The following is a 16841-nucleotide window of genomic DNA, read 5'->3' as shown; positions in this document are numbered from 1 at the left end:
GAGGTGCGGTTCGGCCCCGGAGGGACCGTACTTCCCGATTCCTACGGCGAATTCATCGGTTCGCACTCCGCGTCACGGGTTCGACGTTCCGGCATTCCTGAACGGTGTGGCTCCCGTTCGCCTGGCCTACGTGAACCAGTACGGCGTGCACGCCGTCATCTTCGACGACCTGATGCGCGGCGAGTTCCACTCCGAGGCGGCGAGCGGATCGCCGCCCGGCTGCCCTGAACCCGTCAGCCGAGGTCGGTGGCGGCGGTGATCGCCTCGCCCAGGGCGCCGTCCGCGTGGTGTCCGGCGTAGGCGTCGGCCAGGTCCCCGTCGCGGTCGGCTTCGGGCACTCCGGTCCGGAATTCCGCCCAGGCGCCGGGAAAGATCTCTCCAGATCGCGGGTGAGGAGGTCGGCCCGCCGCCCGGTCGCCAGCCCGCACCGTCCGGACCACCGGACCGCCACCAACTCCTCCACCCCATCCGCCTGAACGCCTTCACACACCCGTCACTGCACGCAGAACTCGTTCCCCTCCGGGTCCTTCAAAACGATGCAGTAACCGCTCGGTTCGTCGACCTCCCGCTGCACGACGGCGCCGAGCGCCTGGAGGTACTGCACGTGCTCGGCAATGCGGCGCCTGCGCTCGGCGGCATCATCCGAGGGCACCAGTCCGCGCCGGCTGACGTTGACGTCGAGGTGCACCCGGTTCTTCACCGTCTTGTCCTCGGGGACCTTCTGGAACAGCACCCGCGGCCCCCTGTTCTCGGGGTCGACCACCGCCGACAGGCGGTCCCGCCGATCCCCGGGAATGCCGATCTTCTCGGCGAAGGCGTCCCAGGACTCGAAGCCCTCGGGCGGCGGCTGCACCTGGTAGTCCAGCGCCGCCGCCCAGAACTCCGCCTGCCTGGCCGGGTCGTGCGCGTCGAAAGTCACCTGGAACTCGATCCCCATCGGCGACCACCTCCCCGCACAGGCTAGGCCGCGGCACCGACGTCCGCCGGTGCCGCGGCGATCACAGCTGGTCGTACCGCTCGCGGTAGTCCTCGGTGCTGATCTCGCCCCGCGCGTACCGCTCGGCGAGCACGTCCTTCGCCCGCTCCGAACTGGACCGCTGCCGGGTGTTGCGCGCGACCAGCCACACCCCGGTCGCGAGCAGTCCGAACAGCACCAGCAGGAATCCCAGCGGGATCAGCCAGAACGGGCCGCCGCCCGCGTGCGGGCCCCACGGGCCCGGGTAGGCGAGGGCCTGGGTCAGAAGCACGGTAGTCATCGCGGTCTCCTCCGAATCCGTTTGAGCTTGCGGATTCAGCTTGCGCCGCGGCGGTTTCTCCGTCGTCGGCCGTGGAGCGGCTTTCGTCCTACCGCGCCGGGCGTACGGTCAGCCGCGCGCGAGGCCGGACTGGTAGGCGATGACCACGAGCTGCGCCCGGTCCCGGGCGTGCAGCTTGATCATCGCGCGGCTGACGTGGGTGCGCGCGGTCGCGGGGCTGACCACCAGCCGTTCGGCGATCTCCTCGTTGGACAGCCCTTCAGCGACCAGGGCAACGATCTCCCGCTCCCGGCCGGTCAGCGTGCCCAGCTGCGGGTGCGGGCGGTTGCCGCCCGCCGGTTTGGCGGTGAACTCGGTGATCAGCCGCCGGGTGATGGTCGGCGACAGCAGCGACTCCCCCGCCGCCACCACCCGGATCGCCCGCAGCAGCTCGGCCGGATCGGTGTCCTTGATCAGGAATCCGCTCGCACCCGCGCGCAAGGACTCGAAGACGTACTCGTCCAGCTCGAACGTGGTGAGCATGACGACCCTGGTCCGCTCCAGCGCGGGGTCGGCGGTGATGGCGCGCAGCGCCTCGATCCCGTCGGTACCCGGCATCCGGATGTCCATCAGCACCACGTCCGGCCGGTGCTCGCGGACCGCGGCGATCGCCTCGGCACCGTCGACGGCCTCGGCCACCAGTTCCAGGTCCGGCTCGGCGTCGAGCAGGACGCGCAGGCCGAGCCGGATGAGCGTCTGGTCGTCGGCGACCGCGACCCGGATCATCGGTGTCCTCCGAAGGGCAGGTGAGCGCGGACCTCGAACCCGCCTTCCGGGCGGGGTCCGGCTTCCAGCACACCACCCACGGCCGCCGCGCGCTCCCGCATCCCCACGATTCCCTGCCCGCCCTGCCGGAGATCGTCGGTGGGACGCGCCCGGCCGTCGTCGGTGATCCGCACGTCCACCGCACCCGGCCCGTGCTCGATCTCCACCGTCGCGGTGGCCGGTCCGGCGTGGCGCAGCACGTTGGTCAGGGACTCCTGCACGATCCGGTAAGCCGCCAGGTCCACCGCCGCGGGCAGGTCGCCGCTCTCGCCGGTGACCGTCGTCGTCACCGGCAGGCCGGCGTGGTTCATGCGCTCGACCAGCGCGGCCAGCCGCGCGAGCCCCGGGGTGGGGCCGCGGTCGCCGTCGGGACTGCGGAACACCGCGAGCGTGCCGCGCAGCTCGTCGAGCGCGTCCTTGCTGGTCTGCCGGATGGCTTCCAGCGCGGGCCGGGCCTGTCCGGGCTGCTGTTCGAGCACGTGCAGGGCGACCGCGGCCTGGAAGTTGATCGCCGACAGCCCGTGCCCCACCACGTCGTGGACCTCCTGCACCACCCGGATGCGTTCCTCGTAGGCCCGCCGCCGTTCCTTCTCCTCGCGGCTGCGCTGCCCGGACTCGCGGTAGAGCCGCACGATCGTGCCGACCGCCCACGGCACCACGACCAGCGCGGTCGCGCCGTAGGGCGCGGTCTGGAACTCCCGCCAGAAGTCACCGCCGAGCAGTCGCGGCAGGTGCCCGAGCAGTTCGAGCAGCATGGCGCCACCGCACGCCAGGGCGGACCACCACATGCTCAGCCGCACCGCGACCGAGTACGCCGCGATCACCAGTGTCAGGAACACGGGCCCGTACGGGTAGTCGAACGCGACGTAGGCGGCCGTGGCTCCGGCGGCTCCGGCCAGTGCCGCGATCGGCCAGACCCGCCGCACCGCCAGCGAGACGACCGCGACCACGACGAGCGCGTGGGCGAGCGCGTCGAGCGGGCTGCGCGGCGGCACCTGCCACCGCGCCGCGAACTGGGACATCCCCAGGATCACCACGCCCAGCACTGCCGCGAGCAGCACGTCAGCGACCACCGCACGTGGTTCGACTCTCCTGGCGATGCTCATGGCGATGACGATAGGCGCGATCGCCGTGCGGGGGCATCGTTGCCGCGACGTATGGGACGTACGTCGAGCTGCGTACGGGTCACACAGGGCGGTGCCACTGCGGTTCCGGCTCGGCTCCGCTCTCGTCGCGCCGCAGGCGCTCGACGACCTCCGGCCGTTCGGCGTAGTCGGACGCAGTGAGATCGGCGCTGCGGACGATGTTGTTCTCCGCTCTCGGGCGTCTCAGTCGTTCGTAGACCTCTGTGCTGCCGTGGTCGCGGAGCGCTTTGGCCAGCACGACCGCGTCTTCGAAGGCCATCGACGCGCCCTGGCCGGTGGCCGGTGACGCCGCGTGCGCCGCGTCGCCGATGAGCGCGATGCGACCGCTGCGCCAAGGCGGCGGAGTCGCGACGTCTCTGGCGTCGGTGGCGAGGACGTCTTCGGTGGACGCCACGATCTCGGCGGCCGGTGTGGCGTCGGACCGCAGCGCTGCGAGCAGGCGTTCGCGCAGGGCGGGGCCGGGTTCGCCGTCGAGCGGTGGCGCCGGGAGCCGGGCGAACCAGTAGGTCCGGCCCTCGGGTTCGACCGCGTAGCCGAAGGCGGTCCCGGAGCCCCGGATCATCTCGATGCGGCCCGGCTCGTGCGGCGGGACGTGGTCGGAGTAGCCGTAGAAGACCCGCTGGCCCGCGTACCGCTCCGGGACCGGGTCGATCAGCCCGCGGACCGCCGAGTGCAGTCCGTCCGCGCCGAGCAGCAGATCCCCTTCGGCGGTCCGGCCGTCGGCGAAGCGGGCGAGCACGCCGGTGCCGTCCTGCTCGACGCCGGTGAGCCGCGCGCCGAACTCGATCGGGATGCTTCGCCGCCGCAGCTCCGCTTGGAGTTGCGCGCACAGCTCCGACCGGCGCAGGCAGCGGAAGCCGTCGTCCAATGTGGACTTCGCGAGTTCGGAGCCGGTGCTGTCGGTGAGCCGGAGCCCGGTGAGCGCGAACCCCGCCTCCGCGACGACGTCGATCTGCCGCAGCGCCCGGGCCCCGTTGGCGGCCAGCGTCAGGAAGGCACCGATGTCGTCCCCGGCGTGCGGATGCGCCTCGTGCACGCCGACGTCGAATCCGGCCTTGTGCAACGCAAGCGCGGCACTGGAACCCGCCAGGCCACCACCGATCACGACAATCCGCACGAGGGCTCCTCACTGCCCGCGGACTCTGGTGAGCCGCGCGAAGACGACCCCTGAACCTACTCGATCCCGGCGGCGTCCATTCCCCGGAGTTCCTTCTTCAGATCGTGGATCTCGTCGCGGAGCCTGGCCGCGAGTTCGAACTGGAGCTCGCGGGCGGCGTTCATCATCTGGTCGTTGAGCTGCTGGACCAGGTCCGCCAGCTCCGCGCGCGGCATCGACTTGATGTCGCGGTCCTCCAGCAGGCCCGCGCTGCCGACCGACTCGCCGCTGGGCTTCTTGCCCCGCGAGACGTTGCGGCCGGAGCCGCCGACGGCGACCTCCTCGGTGTCCTCCGACTCGCTGTAGACGCGGTCGAGGATGTCGGCGATCTTCTTCCGCAGCGGCTGGGGGTCGATGCCGCGTTCCTCGTTGTAGGCGATCTGCTTCTCGCGGCGGCGGTTGGTCTCGTCGATCGCGTGGCGCATCGAGTCGGTGATCGTGTCCGCGTACATGTGGACCTGGCCGGAGACGTTCCGGGCCGCTCGGCCGATCGTCTGGACCAGGCTCGTGCCGGAGCGCAGGAACCCCTCCTTGTCCGCGTCCAAAATGGACACCAGGGAGACTTCCGGCAGGTCCAGGCCCTCGCGCAGCAGGTTGATGCCGACCAGCACGTCGTAGTCGCCCAGCCGCAGCTGGCGCAGCAGCTCCACCCGGCGCAGGGTGTCCACTTCGGAGTGCAGGTAGCGGACCCGGACGCCCAGTTCCAGGAAGTAGTCCGTGAGATCCTCGGCCATCTTCTTCGTCAGCGTCGTGACCAGCACCCGCTCGTCGCGCTCCGCGCGCACCCGGATCTCGTGCACCAGGTCGTCGATCTGCCCCTCGGTCGGCTTGACCACGACCTCCGGGTCCACCAGCCCCGTCGGGCGGATGACCTGCTCGACGAACTCACCACCGGCCTGCCCCATCTCGTACGGGCCCGGGGTCGCCGACAGGTACACCGTCTGGCCGATCCGGTCGGCGAACTCCTCCCAGGTCAGCGGGCGGTTGTCCAGCGCGCTCGGCAGCCGGAACCCGTGCTCGACCAGGGTCCGCTTCCGGGACGCGTCGCCCTCGTACATGCCGCCGACCTGCGGCACCGTCACGTGCGACTCGTCGATGATCAGCAGGAAGTCCTCGGGGAAGTAGTCCAGCAGCGTCGCGGGCGCCGACCCGGCGGGCCGGTCGTCGATGTGCCGCGAGTAGTTCTCGATGCCGCTGCAGAAGCCGACCTGGCGCATCATCTCGATGTCGTACTGCGTGCGCATCCGCAGCCGCTGCGCCTCCAGCAGCTTGTTCTGCTTCTCCAGCTTTGAGAGCTGGGCCTCCAGCTCCGCCTCGATGCTGCCGATGGCCTTCTCCATCCGCTCCGGCCCGGCGACGTAGTGGGTGGCCGGGAAGATCCGCAGCTCGTCCACCTCCCGCACGACCTCGCCGGTCAGCGGGTGCAGGTAGTACAGCCGGTCGATCTCGTCGCCGAACAGCTCGATGCGCACCGCCAGCTCCTCGTAGGCCGGGATGACCTCGACGGTGTCGCCGCGCACCCGGAAGGTGCCGCGGGCGAAGGCGATGTCGTTGCGGGTGTACTGCACGTCCACCAGCGCCCGCAGCAGCACCTCGCGGTCGATCTCCCCGCCCACGCTGAGCTGGATCGACCGGTCCAGGTACGACTGCGGGGTGCCCAGGCCGTAGATGCACGACACCGACGAGACCACCACGCAGTCCCGGCGGGACAGCAGGTTCGACGTCGCCGAGTGCCGCAGCCGCTCGACGTCCTCGTTGATCGAGGAGTCCTTCTCGATGTAGGTGTCGGTCTGCGGGACGTAGGCCTCGGGCTGGTAGTAGTCGTAGTAGCTGACGAAGTACTCGACCGCGTTGTCCGGGAAGAACCCGCGCAGCTCGTTGGCGAACTGGGCGGCCAGCGTCTTGTTCGGCTCCAGCACCAGCGTCGGCCGCTGCAACCGCTCGATCAGCCACGCCGTGGTGGCCGACTTGCCGGTGCCGGTGGCGCCCAGCAGCACCACGTTGGTCTCACCGGCCCGGATCCGGCGCTCCAGCTCTTCGATCGCCTGCGGCTGGTCGCCGGCGGGCTGGTAGTCGCTGACCATCCGGAACCGGGCGTCCGACCGCGGGATGTCGCTGACGGGGCGGAACTCGGATTGGGCGAGGACGGGGTGCTCAGTCGCGAAAGCCATAGCCTGCCGAACCAGAATCGAGGGGTGGGTTGCTACCGGTCCACGCTACCCCGCACCCACGACATCCAGCGCCGCGCAGGCAGTGACGGCCGGCTCCCGCAGCCGCGTGCCCGACGAGGTTCCGCGCCGAGGTCGGCGTGCTGCGGCGGCGGCAGGTGCAGCTGGCGCTGCGATTCGCCGCTCCAGCAACAGCAATCACATCGGTTGACTCGCGTACCGAGGTTCCGGAGAACCCGTGCCGAACGGCCCGGAAGGGCTGATACTGGGCTCGTCGCCTCAGTTGTGGAGGTGTGCGATGTCCACTCCCATCGCCGGACATCCGGATCTCGCCGAGATTCGCGCGCGGTACGAACGCGCCGCCGAGACGCCCACAGCCCAGGCTTCCGACGGGCTCATCGTGCTCGGCGGGCTGTTCGTCGCTCTCTCACCGTGGATCTTCGGGTTCAGCGCGGTGGGTCCGCTCGCGGTGAACAACTTCGTCACCGGCGTGGCCGCGGCGGTACTCGGGCTGTGCCTGGCAGCCGCCTACCACCGCACCCACGGCATCGCGTGGACCTGCCCGGTGCTGGGCCTGTGGATGATCCTGTCGGTGTTCCTGGTCAGCGGGACGTCGATCACCGCGGCCACCGTGCTCTGCAACGTCATCGGCGGAGCGATCGTGCTGCTCGCCGGCCTGGGTGCCATCGCCCCGGCGATGATGCCCGCTCGCGGGAGCAAGCGAGCTTGACCCCGAACGATCGGAGGTGTCTGGATATTGCGGATCGAATCGGGCGCGGCGTTGGACGCAACGCCGCGTCCTCTTCATGTGCGGGTCTCCGCCAGGCCGTGAGAGCCGCCGTGACCACCCCGGGTCGCATACAGTGTCTCTGTGACGACGCAGCGCGAGATCGCCGAACGGCTCGGGCTTCCCGTGCACCCGCCGAAAACCGAGGTCTTCGACCTCGATGCGGGCACCAACACCGATCCCAAGGGGCACGTGCGCGCGGTCGACGAGTACCGCGTCGAGCCCTTCGGGCTCTACCTCGCCCGCCCGCTGCCCGGCCACCCCCGGCTCGCCTACGTCGAGTCGTGGCTGCTGCCCGCGGTCGGGCTGCGGGTCTCGCGCTGGCGGTGGCACCCGGGCCACGAGTCCGATCTCGACTACTACCTGGACGTCGTCGACATCGACAGCACCCCGGCGCGCTGGTCCACTGTCGACCTCTACCTCGACATCGAGGTCCGCACCGGCCGCGAGGCCCGGCTGCTCGACGTCGACGAGTTCGTGATCGCGGCGAAGGCCGACCTGCTCGACACCGCGACCGCGCAGCGGGCGCTGGAGACCGCCAACGCCGCCGTCGACGGGGTCGCGCGGCACGGCTACGACCTTCCGAAGTGGTTGCTCCACAAGGGAATCGCGCTGACGTGGCGCGGGCATCCCGAGTAATCTGCCGAACCCGCGCGGTGACCGCTACCGCCATCCCGGTGATCCCGCGACCACGGAGCGGATCGATATCAGACGACCGCTGAAAAGTTACGTTAAAACTCGCTACTGATGATCTACCTGCCCAATTCCGGCAGTAATCTCTGTGGCCGTGGGCATGGTGACTTCTTCTCCGCAACTCGTGGATGTCATTGATCTGTTCAGCTCGCGGCGCTCGCATTCCTCCGGTGGGCAGCGCCAGCTCGACGTCTGCCGCGTCGAACCGTGGGGACTGTCGCTGGAATGCCCGACCCCGGAGGATCCGCTCGCCGACGGCGAGGTCACCTGGCTGATGGCCGACCTCGGGCTGAAGCTGACCCGCTACCGCCCGCGCCGCCGCCACTCCCGCCGCGGCCCGAGCCTGCTCACCGCCGTCCGGGTCGAGCGCGACACCCGCTCCTGGACGACCACCGACCTGCTGCTCGGCCTGGAGGTCCCGGACCAGGGGCCCGCCCGGATCGCCCACTACGAGGAGTTCGCCGACGCCGTGTCGCAGGGCGTGATCCGGCTCAGCGAAGCCGATTTCGCGCTGCGGACCGTGCACCGGACGCTGGAGGAGATCACCCTCCACCGCGATCTCAACCAGTGGCTGGCGCACCGGGGGATCTTCGACATCTGGTGATCGTCAGGCGGTGGTCAGCCGCCGTCGAGCCGGATCAGGCGGCGCTGGATCGCCTCGCGCACGGCGGCCATGCGGCTGTCCACACCGAGCTTCGCGTAGATGTGCACCAGGTGCGTCTTCACCGTCGCCTCGCTGATGAACAGCTTCTTCGCCAGGTCCCGGTTCCCCAGCCCCTGCGCCAGCAGTTCCAGGATCTCGACCTCGCGGCAGCTCAGGGACCGCTCCGGCGCGCGGCTGCGCTCCAGAGCCGGGAGGCGATCTCCGGCGACAGCGTGGTCCTGCCCCGCGCCGCCGCCCGGACCGCCTGGAACAGCTCCTCCGGCGGTCCCGCCTTCAGCAGGTACCCGGTCGCTCCCGCCGCGATGGCCCGGTTGATGTCGGTGTCGGCGTCGTAGGTGGTCAGCACGAGGACCCGCGGCGGTTCGTCCAGGGCCAGCAGCCGCCGGGTGGCTTCGACACCTTCGACGCCGTCGCCGAGCCGCAGGTCCATCAGGACCACGTCGGGCCGGAAGGCGCTCGCCTGCTGGACGGCTTCGGCCGCGGTGGCCGCCTCGCCCAGCACCTCGACGTCGTCCGCCCCGGCGAGCAGCGCCCGCAGTCCTGCCCGCACCACCGGGTGGTCGTCGACCACCAGCACCCGCACCGTCACGAGATCCCTCCCACCGGCAGGGTCGCCGCCACCGCCGTGCCCTCCCCTGGGCGGCTCTCCACCGCCAGTTCTCCGCCCAGCTGCTCGATCCGCGCCCGCATTCCGGAGATCCCGTAGCCTCGGTCGGCATCGGATCCCGGTGCCGCGGGGTCGAAACCGGTTCCGTCGTCCCGCACGTCGAGCGTGACCGCATCGTCCAAATAGGACAGAGTCACCCCGGCCACGCGGGCCGCGCTGTGCTCGCGCACGTTGGCCAGCGCGCCCTGCGCGACGCGCAGCAGGGCCGCGTCGACGTCCTCCGGTGTCGGCAGCGGCTCCCCGACCGCCTCGAAGCGGACCTCCATACCGGACTCCGCCGCCGTCCGCTCGGCCAGCTCGCGCAACGCGTCGGCCAGCGACTGCCGGGTCAGCGCCGCGGGCGCCAGCCCGCGCACGAACCGGCGGGCCTCGGCGAGGCTGTCCTCGGCGACCTCGCTCGCGCGCCGCACGTGCTCGCCGGAAGCGTCCTCGCGCTCGGCGGCCTGCAACAGCAGGCGGATGCTCGACAGCCCCTGCGCGATGGTGTCGTGGATCTCCCGCGCCAGCCGCTCCCGCTCCCAGCCGATCCCGGCCTCCCGCTGGGCCTGGGCCAGCTCCCCGCGAGTCCGCACCAGCTGGTCGATCAGCTCCTGGCGCCGCTCGCCCTCGCGCCGCAGCTCCAGGAAGACCGCGGTCGCCATGGCCGCGACCGCCGGCGGCACCAGCACGTCGACGACCTCGAAGCGCGGGGCCAGCCGCAGCTGCGCGAAGATCACCGTCGCGGTCAGCAGCACGACCGCGACGAGCAGCGGTCCCGGCCGCAGCAGCCGCAGGCACACGAAGAACAGCGGCACCGCGCACCAGCTGAAGCTCGGGGCCACCAGCACCAGAGCACACCACACCCCGACCACCGCGGCCAGCCACAGCTGCCCGGCCCGCTCCCACCACAGCACGCCCAGCACGTAGATCAGCACCAGCGCGGCGGACAGCCCCAGCAGCAGTGGTGTCACACCGCGCAGCCCGTGCCCGGCGACGTAGCGGGACGCCGAGGAGGCGAGCAGCACGAAGAACCCCGCGTGCATCGCGCGGTAGAGCCAGCCTCCGGGCCGCCCGGTGTCGATCAACGCGTTCCCTTCCGCCCAGGTCGTGGCGCACCCACGACACCCGCGCGCACTGTAAGCCGGTCCGCGCCGGGCCACATCAACAGTTCGGTTGATCCGGGATCGACCGAGCGGCGCCCGGACCGATCCGTTCCGACGACGCCGGGATCCGTTCTACCGCCGAGCCTGGAGTCATCGATCCGGAAGCGAAGGAGCCAACCCCGATGCAGTCCACCACCCGCAACCGCGCCGTCGTCGGCACCCTGGTCGGCCTCGGCATCCTCGGCGGGGCGACCGGCCTCACCGCCGCCCAGGCCGGCCCCGCCGCCCAGCAGCAGGCCCCGGCGGCAGTTCTTCAGCAGCCGGTGCTCAGCGTCGACGCCGCCGCCAAGGCCGCGCAGGCCGCGCTCGACGCCGCCGAGGCCAAGGGCCAGCGCGTCACGGTGTCCATCGTGGACCGGGCGGGCAACGAGCGGGTCCGGCTCACCGGCGACGGAGCCGGGCCGCAGAGCGGCGAGTCGGCCAAGCGCAAGGCGTTCACCGCGGTCGCCTGGGGCCGGGCGACCTCGGAGCTGGGCAGACAGGCCACCGGCGACGGCCCGACGCTGCGCGACATCCCGGGCACGCTGTTCCTGGCGGGCGGCGTGCCGGTGACCGCCGGTTCGCCGATCGCGGGCATCGGCGTGGCAGGTGCGCCCAGTGGCGACCTCGACGAGGAGTTCGCCCGCGCCGGGCTCCAGGCGGTCCAGGCCGGGCTGCGATGACCGGGGATCGACCGCCATCGGCCCTGCCCGCGGACCAGGCCCCGCCGCCAACCCTCGGCCACCAGCTGCGGACCGGCAACCATCAGCCGCCCACCAGCAGGCCCCAGCCGCCCAACCAGCAGCACGCGGCCAAACCCACCGCCAACCAGCGGCGCCCAGCCAGCCTCGCCGCCAGCCAGGAGCTCCGGGCCGCCGCCTGCTCGCGGACGCGGGCACCGACGTCAACATCCCCGACCGCAACGGCGTGACCGCGCTGCGGCATGCCGAGAACGCGGGATACGCCGGGATCCTCCGCTCGGCGCCCTGGCCGCGATGGGGGCGAGCACCCCGAACTCACCCCCACCGCCCAGCCTGCTGGAATGGCCGAATGGTCACGCTCGACCGGTTGATCAACGTCCTCGGCGGGTTCGGCGCCCGGCTGGCGTGCGCGCCGCGCAGCAGGCGCACCGAGCTGCGCTCGGCCGCGCTGCACGATCCGGCGGAGCCTGCCTCGGGTGCCGACGAGGTGTTGCTGGCCGTCGGGGTCGACGAGTCCGGTGCCGCCGGGCTGCTCGCCGAGACCCGCGCGGTGGTCGTCGTGTTCCGGTCCGCCGGGCTCGGCGACCGGGCGCTGGAGATCGCGCGGGACCGCGATGTCGCGGTCGTGGTGGTCGACCCGGCGGTGTCGTGGGGCCAGCTCGCGGGGATCGTCTACGGGCTGGTGCTGGAGGGCCGGGAGACCGAGGCCGGGCGCGGGCCGACCGACCTGTTCGCCCTCGCCGACACGCTCGCCGAGTCCGTGGGCGGCCCGGTGACGATCGAGGACCACCGCTCCGGCGTGCTGGCCTACTCCAGCGAGCAGACCGGGGCGGACCCGGCCCGGCTGGAGACGATCCTCGGCAGGCAGGTGCCGGAGTCGGTGCGGCGCGAACTCGCCGAACGCGGGGTGTTCCGGCACCTGTCGGCGTCCGACGATCCGCTGTTCGTGGAGCCGCTGGAGAGCGGCGGGCGCGGCCGGGTGGTGGTCGCGGTCCGGGCCGGCCGGGAACTGCTCGGCTCGATCTGGGTGGACGTCATGCGTCCGCTGGCCGACGACACCGCGCTGGTCAACGGCGCGCGGACCGCGGCGCTGCACATGCTGCGCACCCGCGCGAGCGCTGACCTGGAGCGCCAGATCGAGTCGGACCTGGTGATCGGGCTGGTCGAAGGCCACGCCGACGCCCCGGCGGAGCTGAGCCGGCTCGGCTTCCGCGGCGACCGGTTCCGGGTGGTGGCCGTGCAGGCGCTCGACAGCGCCGAGCACCCGGCGGCGGCGCTGCTCGCCTTCGAACGCGCCACCACCGGGTTCGGCTGGACCAGGCCGGGCCGCAGCGCCCTGTTCGCCAACACCGTCTACACGGTCCTGCCGCACGACGACGCCGCGCCCGCGCGCGAGTGGGTCCGCGCGCTGGCGCGCGACCTGTCCGCCGAGATCACGCTGGTCGCCGGGATCGGCGGGGCGGCGGGCCCGGAGGAGCTGGTCAACAGCAGGCAGGAGGCCGACGAGAGTCTCGCGCTGCACGCGCGCACCGGCGGATCCGTCGCAGTGGTCTACGACGAGTCCTGGCACGAGATCCTGCTCGAACGCCTCCGCCGCGCCGCCGCGTCCGGGCGGCAGCCCGCGCGCGGGCCGGTCGCCGAACTCCGCCGCCACGACCGGGAAACCGGCACCCGGCACGTGGAAACGCTGCGCGCCTGGCTGGAGTGCCACGCCGACCTGGCCGCCGCGGCGGCCCGGCTGGGCATCCACCCGAACACCGTACGGAACCGGCTACGCCGAATGAGCGAGCTCGCCCCCCTGGACCTGGACAACCCCGAGACCCGCCTAGCCCTAATCATCGCCCTGGCGATCTAGCCGTTCCGGGCGGACCGGCCCCAACCCAACCATCGTCCTCAAGCGGCGAAGCCGCTTAGCCCACGCACGCAGGACGACCACCCGCGGGTTCTCAGGCGTCGCCTCGCGAGGACAGCTTTTTCCGTCGTATTGGCATACGTCGGAAAAAGATTCCGGAGCCAGCGGGCGCCTGAGGTTCCGCCACCCGCACCGCCACGCAAACCGTTCACCTGCAATGAGAAGCAATCTCGTCGCTGGTGGTGACCCAGACGTCGGAATGATTCACCACATACTCCAAGGCCTGATCCAGGTACTTCGCCCGGAACGGCTGCCCGATGACGAACGGGTGCAGCGCGATCGCCATCACCCGGCCGCTGTCGGCCGACTCGGCGTGCAGCTGGTCGAGCTGGTCCTTGACGATCCGCACGAAGTCCGGGCCGGTGAGGCTCTTGCTGACGAACAGGCTGATGTCGTTGATCTCGATCGAGTAGGGCACGCTGAGCAGCCCCGGCACGTTCAGCGGGTACGGCTGGTCGTCGTTGGTCCAGTCGAGGACGTAGTCCAGGCCCAGCTCGGCGAGCAGTTCCGGGGTCCGGAAGCTCTCGGTCAGGCCCGGGCCCATCCAGCCGCGCGGGCGGTGGCCGGTCGTCCGCTCGATGGTGTCGACGACGTCGGTCAGGTACGCGCGTTCCTCCTCGGCCGGGATGTCCGGCTGGAAGATCGAGTTGTTCTTGCCGTGCGCCAGCCAGGCCCAGTCGCGTTCCCGGCCCGCCCGGATGATCTGCGGGTACCGCTCGCCCACGTCCGAGTTGAGCAGCGCGCTCGCCCGGATCCCGTGCCGGTCCAGGGTCTCGATCGTCCGCCAGATGCCGACCCGGGCGCCGTAGTCCCGCCAGCCGTAGTTCAGCGGATCGGGGGTCAGCCGCGAGGTTCCCTCGAAGATGCTCGTCGCGGGGCGGTCGACCTCGAAGTGCTCGATGTTGAGCCCGACGTAGAAGGCGACGCGGGCGCCGCCGGGCCAGCGGATCGGCTCGCGGTCGGTGATCGGGCTGTAGTCGAAGAGCTCGTTGTCCATGCGCCCATGCTCAAACCCTGACACTAATGTCATGGTCAATCCGGCGTGAACCGGTTCACAGTGGGAATCGGCCAAGACCGGACGATCGAGTTGTGCGGAATCGACAACGCCTCCGTCGCCCGCCCGGTCCATGCTCGCTGCAACGACGCGAGTGGAGGGTGAGATGCGCGAGGACGGGATGGACGCGGCGCCGCGGAAGGTCGCGGTGGTCGGCGCCGGCGTGGTCGGGCTGTCGACGGCTTGGTTCCTCCAGGAGCACGGCGTGGAGGTCACCGTGCTCGACCGGCGCGGCGTCGCGGCCGGCGCTTCCTGGGGCAACGCGGGCTACGTCTCGCCCGGATTCTCGATCCCGCTGCCCGAACCCGGCGTCCTGCGCTACGGGCTCCGCTCGCTGACCGACCGCAACGCGCCGCTGTACGTGCCCGCGTCCGTCGACACCCGGCTATGGGCGTTCCTCGCGCAGTTCGCCCGGCACTGCACGACCCGCGCGTGGCGCCGCTCGATGCGGGCGTTCGTCCCGGTCAACGCCGCAAGCCTGGAAGCCTTCGACGAGCTGGCCGCTGGCGGGGTGACCGCGCCGACGGTGCCCGCACCGGTCACCGCCGCGTTCGAGAAGCGCAAGCAGGTCGCCGAACTCCGCCACGAGTTCGAGATGATCCGCGAAGCCGGGCAGCCCGTGGAGTTCAGCGAACCCGCGGTCGGCGAGGCGGACGTACCGCAGCTGTCGTCGCGCATCGAGGCCGTGCTGCGGCTGGAGGGGCAGCGGTTCGTCGACCCCGGCGAGTTCACCCGCGCCCTGGCCCGCGCCGTCGAGGAACGCGGCGGCACCATCCACAGTGGATTCTCAGTGCGCGGCGTACTCCGCGACGGCGGGCGGCTCAGCGTCCGCAGCGAGCGGCACGAGCACGTCCAGGCCGACGCGGCCGTGCTGGCGACCGGCGCCTGACTCTCCGCGCTGGCCCGGCCTTTCGGCGTCGGACGGCCGGTGCGCGCCGGGCGCGGCTACTCCTTCACCGTCCCGACCGACGAACCGGTCCCGGGCCCGATCTACCTGCCCGCGGTCCGGGTCGCCTGCACCCCGTACCAGGGCGGGCTGCGGATCGCGGGAACCATGGAGTTCCGCTCCCCCGACGCCGCTGCGGACCCGGCCCGGATCGAGGCCATCGTGCGCTCCGCCCGGCCGCTGCTGCGCGGTGTCGACTGGGGCCGCCGCCGCGACGACTGGGTCGGCCCGCGACCGGTGACCGCCGACGGGCTGCCGCTGATCGGCGCCTCCCGGATGCCCGGGGTGTTCGTCGCGGGCGGTCACGGCATGTGGGGCCTGACGCTCGGCCCGCTGACCGGCAGGCTGCTGTCCGAGCAGATCATCTGCGGCAAGCAGCCCACCGTCCTGCGACCGTTCGACCCGCTGCGATGAGCGCGCTCGCGGAGGACGAGCGGGCCGAGCTCGACCGGCTGCGCCGGGAGAACCGGCTCCTGCGGGTCGAGAAGGACATGCTGCTGCGGATCGCCACCGAGTACGCCCTGGAGCGGCGGGTCACGCCGCCGGAGGTGTCCACCCCGCGCTGAGCGCCCACTGTTCGGCGCGAGGAAGCGCGGCGGCGAACCACGGCTCCTTCGCGTCGGTGTACGCGTCGTTGTCGGGGTGCTGACGCGCCGCTTCCCGCTTGGTGCGGAGGTATTCCTCGCGCGGCCCGTCCTCGGCGCGCAGCCAGTCGCGGAACAGCAGCGCGCAGCGCCAGGCCGCTGTGCCTTCGACGCGGACGTGCAGATCGGCGTGGCGACCGGGGTCGGCGGCGGTGTGGAAGCGCTTGGCCCACTGCTCCGGATCCGCCGCGACCGGGTGCGGCGGGTCGCCGCGGATCTCGGGAACCAGCGGGAAACCGGCCCGCGACAACGGTTCCGCGAGGGCGTCGGCGTCGGCGAGCGAGCGGACCGTCAGCTGGAGGTCGATCACGTCCCTGGCGGGCAGGCCCGGGACCGAGGTGGAGCCGATGTGGTCGACCCGCACCGCGCGGTCGCCCGCGACGTGCTCGATCCGGGCGATCAGCCGCCGCGCCGCGCGCGGCCACTCCGGGTCCGGCCCGGTCAGCTCGGGCGACGGCTTCGGCGTCCGGCTGCCCGTTCGGAGGTTGTCCTCGAACGGCACCAGCCGATCCCGCCACAGCGCGTCGACCCGCGCCAGCACGTCCTCGACCGGGCCGCTGTTGTCCAGCCACACGTCGGCGACCTCGCGCCGCTGCTCGTCGGTGGCCTGCGCCCGGATCCGCGCCCGCGCGTCGGACTCCTCCAGGCCGCGCCCGACCAGCCGCCGGACCCGTTCCTCCACCGGGGCGTCGACGATGACGACCAGGTGGAACTGCGGCGCGAAGCCGAGTTCCACCAGCAGCGGCACGTCGCGCACGACGATCGCGTCCGCGGCGGCCTGCGCCATCAGCTCGTCGGAACGGGCCGCGACCCGGGGGTGCACGATCGCGTTCAGCGCCGCCCGCGCCTCGTCGTCGCCGAAGACCTTCCTGGCCATCGCGGGCCGGTCCAGCGACCCGTCCGCGTCCAGGACGTCCGGGCCGAAGCGCTCGACCAGCGCGGCGAGCCCGTCCGTGCCGGGGGCGACGACCTCGCGGGCCAGCACGTCGGAGTCGATGATCGTGGCGCCGAGCTCCTCAAGCCGCCGCGCGACCGTGGACTTGCCCGAGCCGATCCCACCGCTGAGTCCAAGCAGCAACACACGCCCATCCTGCCAGCCCGCCCCGTCCGCTCGGGGAGCTGC

16 protein-coding genes and 2 pseudogenes are annotated in these 16841 nt (G+C 72.0%); 8 read left to right on the top strand and 10 right to left on the bottom strand.

Features of this window, described 5'->3' with window-relative positions; genetic code table 11:
* Positions 1-106 precede the first annotated feature (106 nt).
* Positions 107-259: a hypothetical protein gene (locus ABD691_RS01415; protein WP_344677464.1), complete on the top strand. Its 153-nt coding sequence runs from the start codon at positions 107-109 to the stop codon at positions 257-259.
* A gap of 234 nt (positions 260-493) precedes the next feature.
* Here ABD691_RS01415 and ABD691_RS01405 read toward each other — a convergent pair whose 3' ends face one another.
* The 6 genes from ABD691_RS01405 to uvrB all read right to left on the bottom strand — a co-directional run bounded on the left by ABD691_RS01405 (position 494) and on the right by uvrB (position 6532).
* Positions 494-937 carry a VOC family protein gene (locus tag ABD691_RS01405; RefSeq protein WP_344677463.1) on the bottom strand — a complete coding sequence of 148 codons (444 nt, stop codon included), beginning with the start codon at positions 935-937 and terminating at the stop codon, positions 494-496.
* Between the two features lie 61 nt (positions 938-998).
* Positions 999-1256, bottom strand: coding sequence for an SHOCT domain-containing protein (locus ABD691_RS01400; protein WP_344677462.1), 258 nt, complete (start codon positions 1254-1256; stop codon positions 999-1001).
* 108 nt (positions 1257-1364) lie between these two features.
* Positions 1365-2021, bottom strand: a complete 657-nt coding sequence (locus ABD691_RS01395) for a response regulator (RefSeq protein ID WP_344677461.1) — start codon at positions 2019-2021, stop codon at positions 1365-1367.
* Positions 2018-3166 (bottom strand): sensor histidine kinase, encoded by a 1149-nt coding sequence (locus ABD691_RS01390; protein ID WP_344677460.1) that lies wholly within the window; start codon positions 3164-3166, stop codon positions 2018-2020. Before ABD691_RS01390 ends, ABD691_RS01395 begins: the two co-directional genes overlap by 4 nt.
* Positions 3167-3245: 79 nt before the next feature.
* Positions 3246-4322 carry an FAD-dependent oxidoreductase gene (locus ABD691_RS01385; RefSeq protein WP_344677459.1) on the bottom strand — a complete coding sequence of 359 codons (1077 nt, stop codon included), beginning with the start codon at positions 4320-4322 and terminating at the stop codon, positions 3246-3248.
* A gap of 56 nt (positions 4323-4378) precedes the next feature.
* Positions 4379-6532, bottom strand: a complete 2154-nt coding sequence (gene uvrB, locus ABD691_RS01380) for an excinuclease ABC subunit UvrB (RefSeq protein WP_344677458.1) — start codon at positions 6530-6532, stop codon at positions 4379-4381.
* A 295-nt stretch (positions 6533-6827) separates the two neighbouring features.
* Between uvrB and ABD691_RS01375 the strand changes: the two genes are divergently transcribed.
* The 3 genes from ABD691_RS01375 to ABD691_RS01365 all read left to right on the top strand — a co-directional run bounded on the left by ABD691_RS01375 (position 6828) and on the right by ABD691_RS01365 (position 8613).
* Entirely contained in the window at positions 6828-7259 is a 432-nt protein-coding gene (locus tag ABD691_RS01375) for an SPW repeat protein (RefSeq protein ID WP_344677457.1), read from the top strand.
* Positions 7260-7400: 141 nt separating this feature from the next.
* Entirely contained in the window at positions 7401-7955 is a 555-nt protein-coding gene (locus tag ABD691_RS01370; RefSeq protein ID WP_344677456.1) for a ribonuclease FAU-1 family protein, read from the top strand.
* Between the two features lie 178 nt (positions 7956-8133).
* Positions 8134-8613 (top strand): DUF402 domain-containing protein, encoded by a 480-nt coding sequence (locus tag ABD691_RS01365; RefSeq protein WP_344677455.1) that lies wholly within the window; start codon positions 8134-8136, stop codon positions 8611-8613.
* 14 nt (positions 8614-8627) lie between these two features.
* Here the strand turns inward: ABD691_RS01365 and ABD691_RS01360 are convergent.
* Positions 8628-9262 (bottom strand): annotated as a pseudogene (locus tag ABD691_RS01360) (response regulator).
* Positions 9259-10404 (bottom strand): sensor histidine kinase, encoded by a 1146-nt coding sequence (locus ABD691_RS01355; RefSeq protein WP_344677454.1) that lies wholly within the window; start codon positions 10402-10404, stop codon positions 9259-9261. The pseudogene ABD691_RS01360 and the gene ABD691_RS01355 overlap by 4 nt, the downstream one beginning before the upstream one ends.
* A gap of 200 nt (positions 10405-10604) precedes the next feature.
* Here ABD691_RS01355 and ABD691_RS01350 point away from each other — a divergent pair, with 200 nt between their 5' ends.
* Together ABD691_RS01350 and ABD691_RS01345 are read left to right on the top strand one after the other, a co-directional pair.
* Positions 10605-11144 carry a GlcG/HbpS family heme-binding protein gene (locus ABD691_RS01350; protein ID WP_344677453.1) on the top strand — a complete coding sequence of 180 codons (540 nt, stop codon included), beginning with the start codon at positions 10605-10607 and terminating at the stop codon, positions 11142-11144.
* 367 nt (positions 11145-11511) lie between these two features.
* Entirely contained in the window at positions 11512-13017 is a 1506-nt protein-coding gene (locus ABD691_RS01345) for a PucR family transcriptional regulator (RefSeq protein ID WP_344677452.1), read from the top strand.
* Between the two features lie 205 nt (positions 13018-13222).
* Here the strand turns inward: ABD691_RS01345 and ABD691_RS01340 are convergent, their stop codons facing one another.
* Positions 13223-14071, bottom strand: a complete 849-nt coding sequence (locus tag ABD691_RS01340) for a polysaccharide deacetylase family protein (protein ID WP_344677451.1) — start codon at positions 14069-14071, stop codon at positions 13223-13225.
* Between the two features lie 163 nt (positions 14072-14234).
* On the opposite strand from ABD691_RS01340, the pseudogene ABD691_RS01335 reads away from it, so the two are divergent.
* Positions 14235-15488, top strand: a pseudogene (locus ABD691_RS01335) (NAD(P)/FAD-dependent oxidoreductase).
* The gene (locus ABD691_RS01330) at positions 15485-15640 is read left to right on the top strand and encodes a hypothetical protein (RefSeq protein WP_344677450.1); all 156 of its coding nucleotides are present in this window, start codon (positions 15485-15487) and stop codon (positions 15638-15640) included. Before ABD691_RS01335 ends, ABD691_RS01330 begins: the two are co-directional and overlap by 4 nt.
* On the opposite strand, the gene coaE is transcribed toward ABD691_RS01330, so the two are convergent.
* Positions 15609-16799 carry a dephospho-CoA kinase gene (coaE, locus tag ABD691_RS01325; protein ID WP_344677449.1) on the bottom strand — a complete coding sequence of 397 codons (1191 nt, stop codon included), beginning with the start codon at positions 16797-16799 and terminating at the stop codon, positions 15609-15611. The genes ABD691_RS01330 and coaE overlap by 32 nt on opposite strands.
* Between the last annotated feature and the right edge of the window lie 42 nt (positions 16800-16841).

The organism is Saccharopolyspora taberi, assembly GCF_039534165.1.
Taxonomy (GTDB): Bacteria; Actinomycetota; Actinomycetes; order Mycobacteriales; family Pseudonocardiaceae; genus Saccharopolyspora_D; species Saccharopolyspora_D taberi.
The sequence above is the reverse complement of the archived record's forward strand: the minus strand, read 5'-3'. Positions and strand labels throughout refer to the sequence as shown.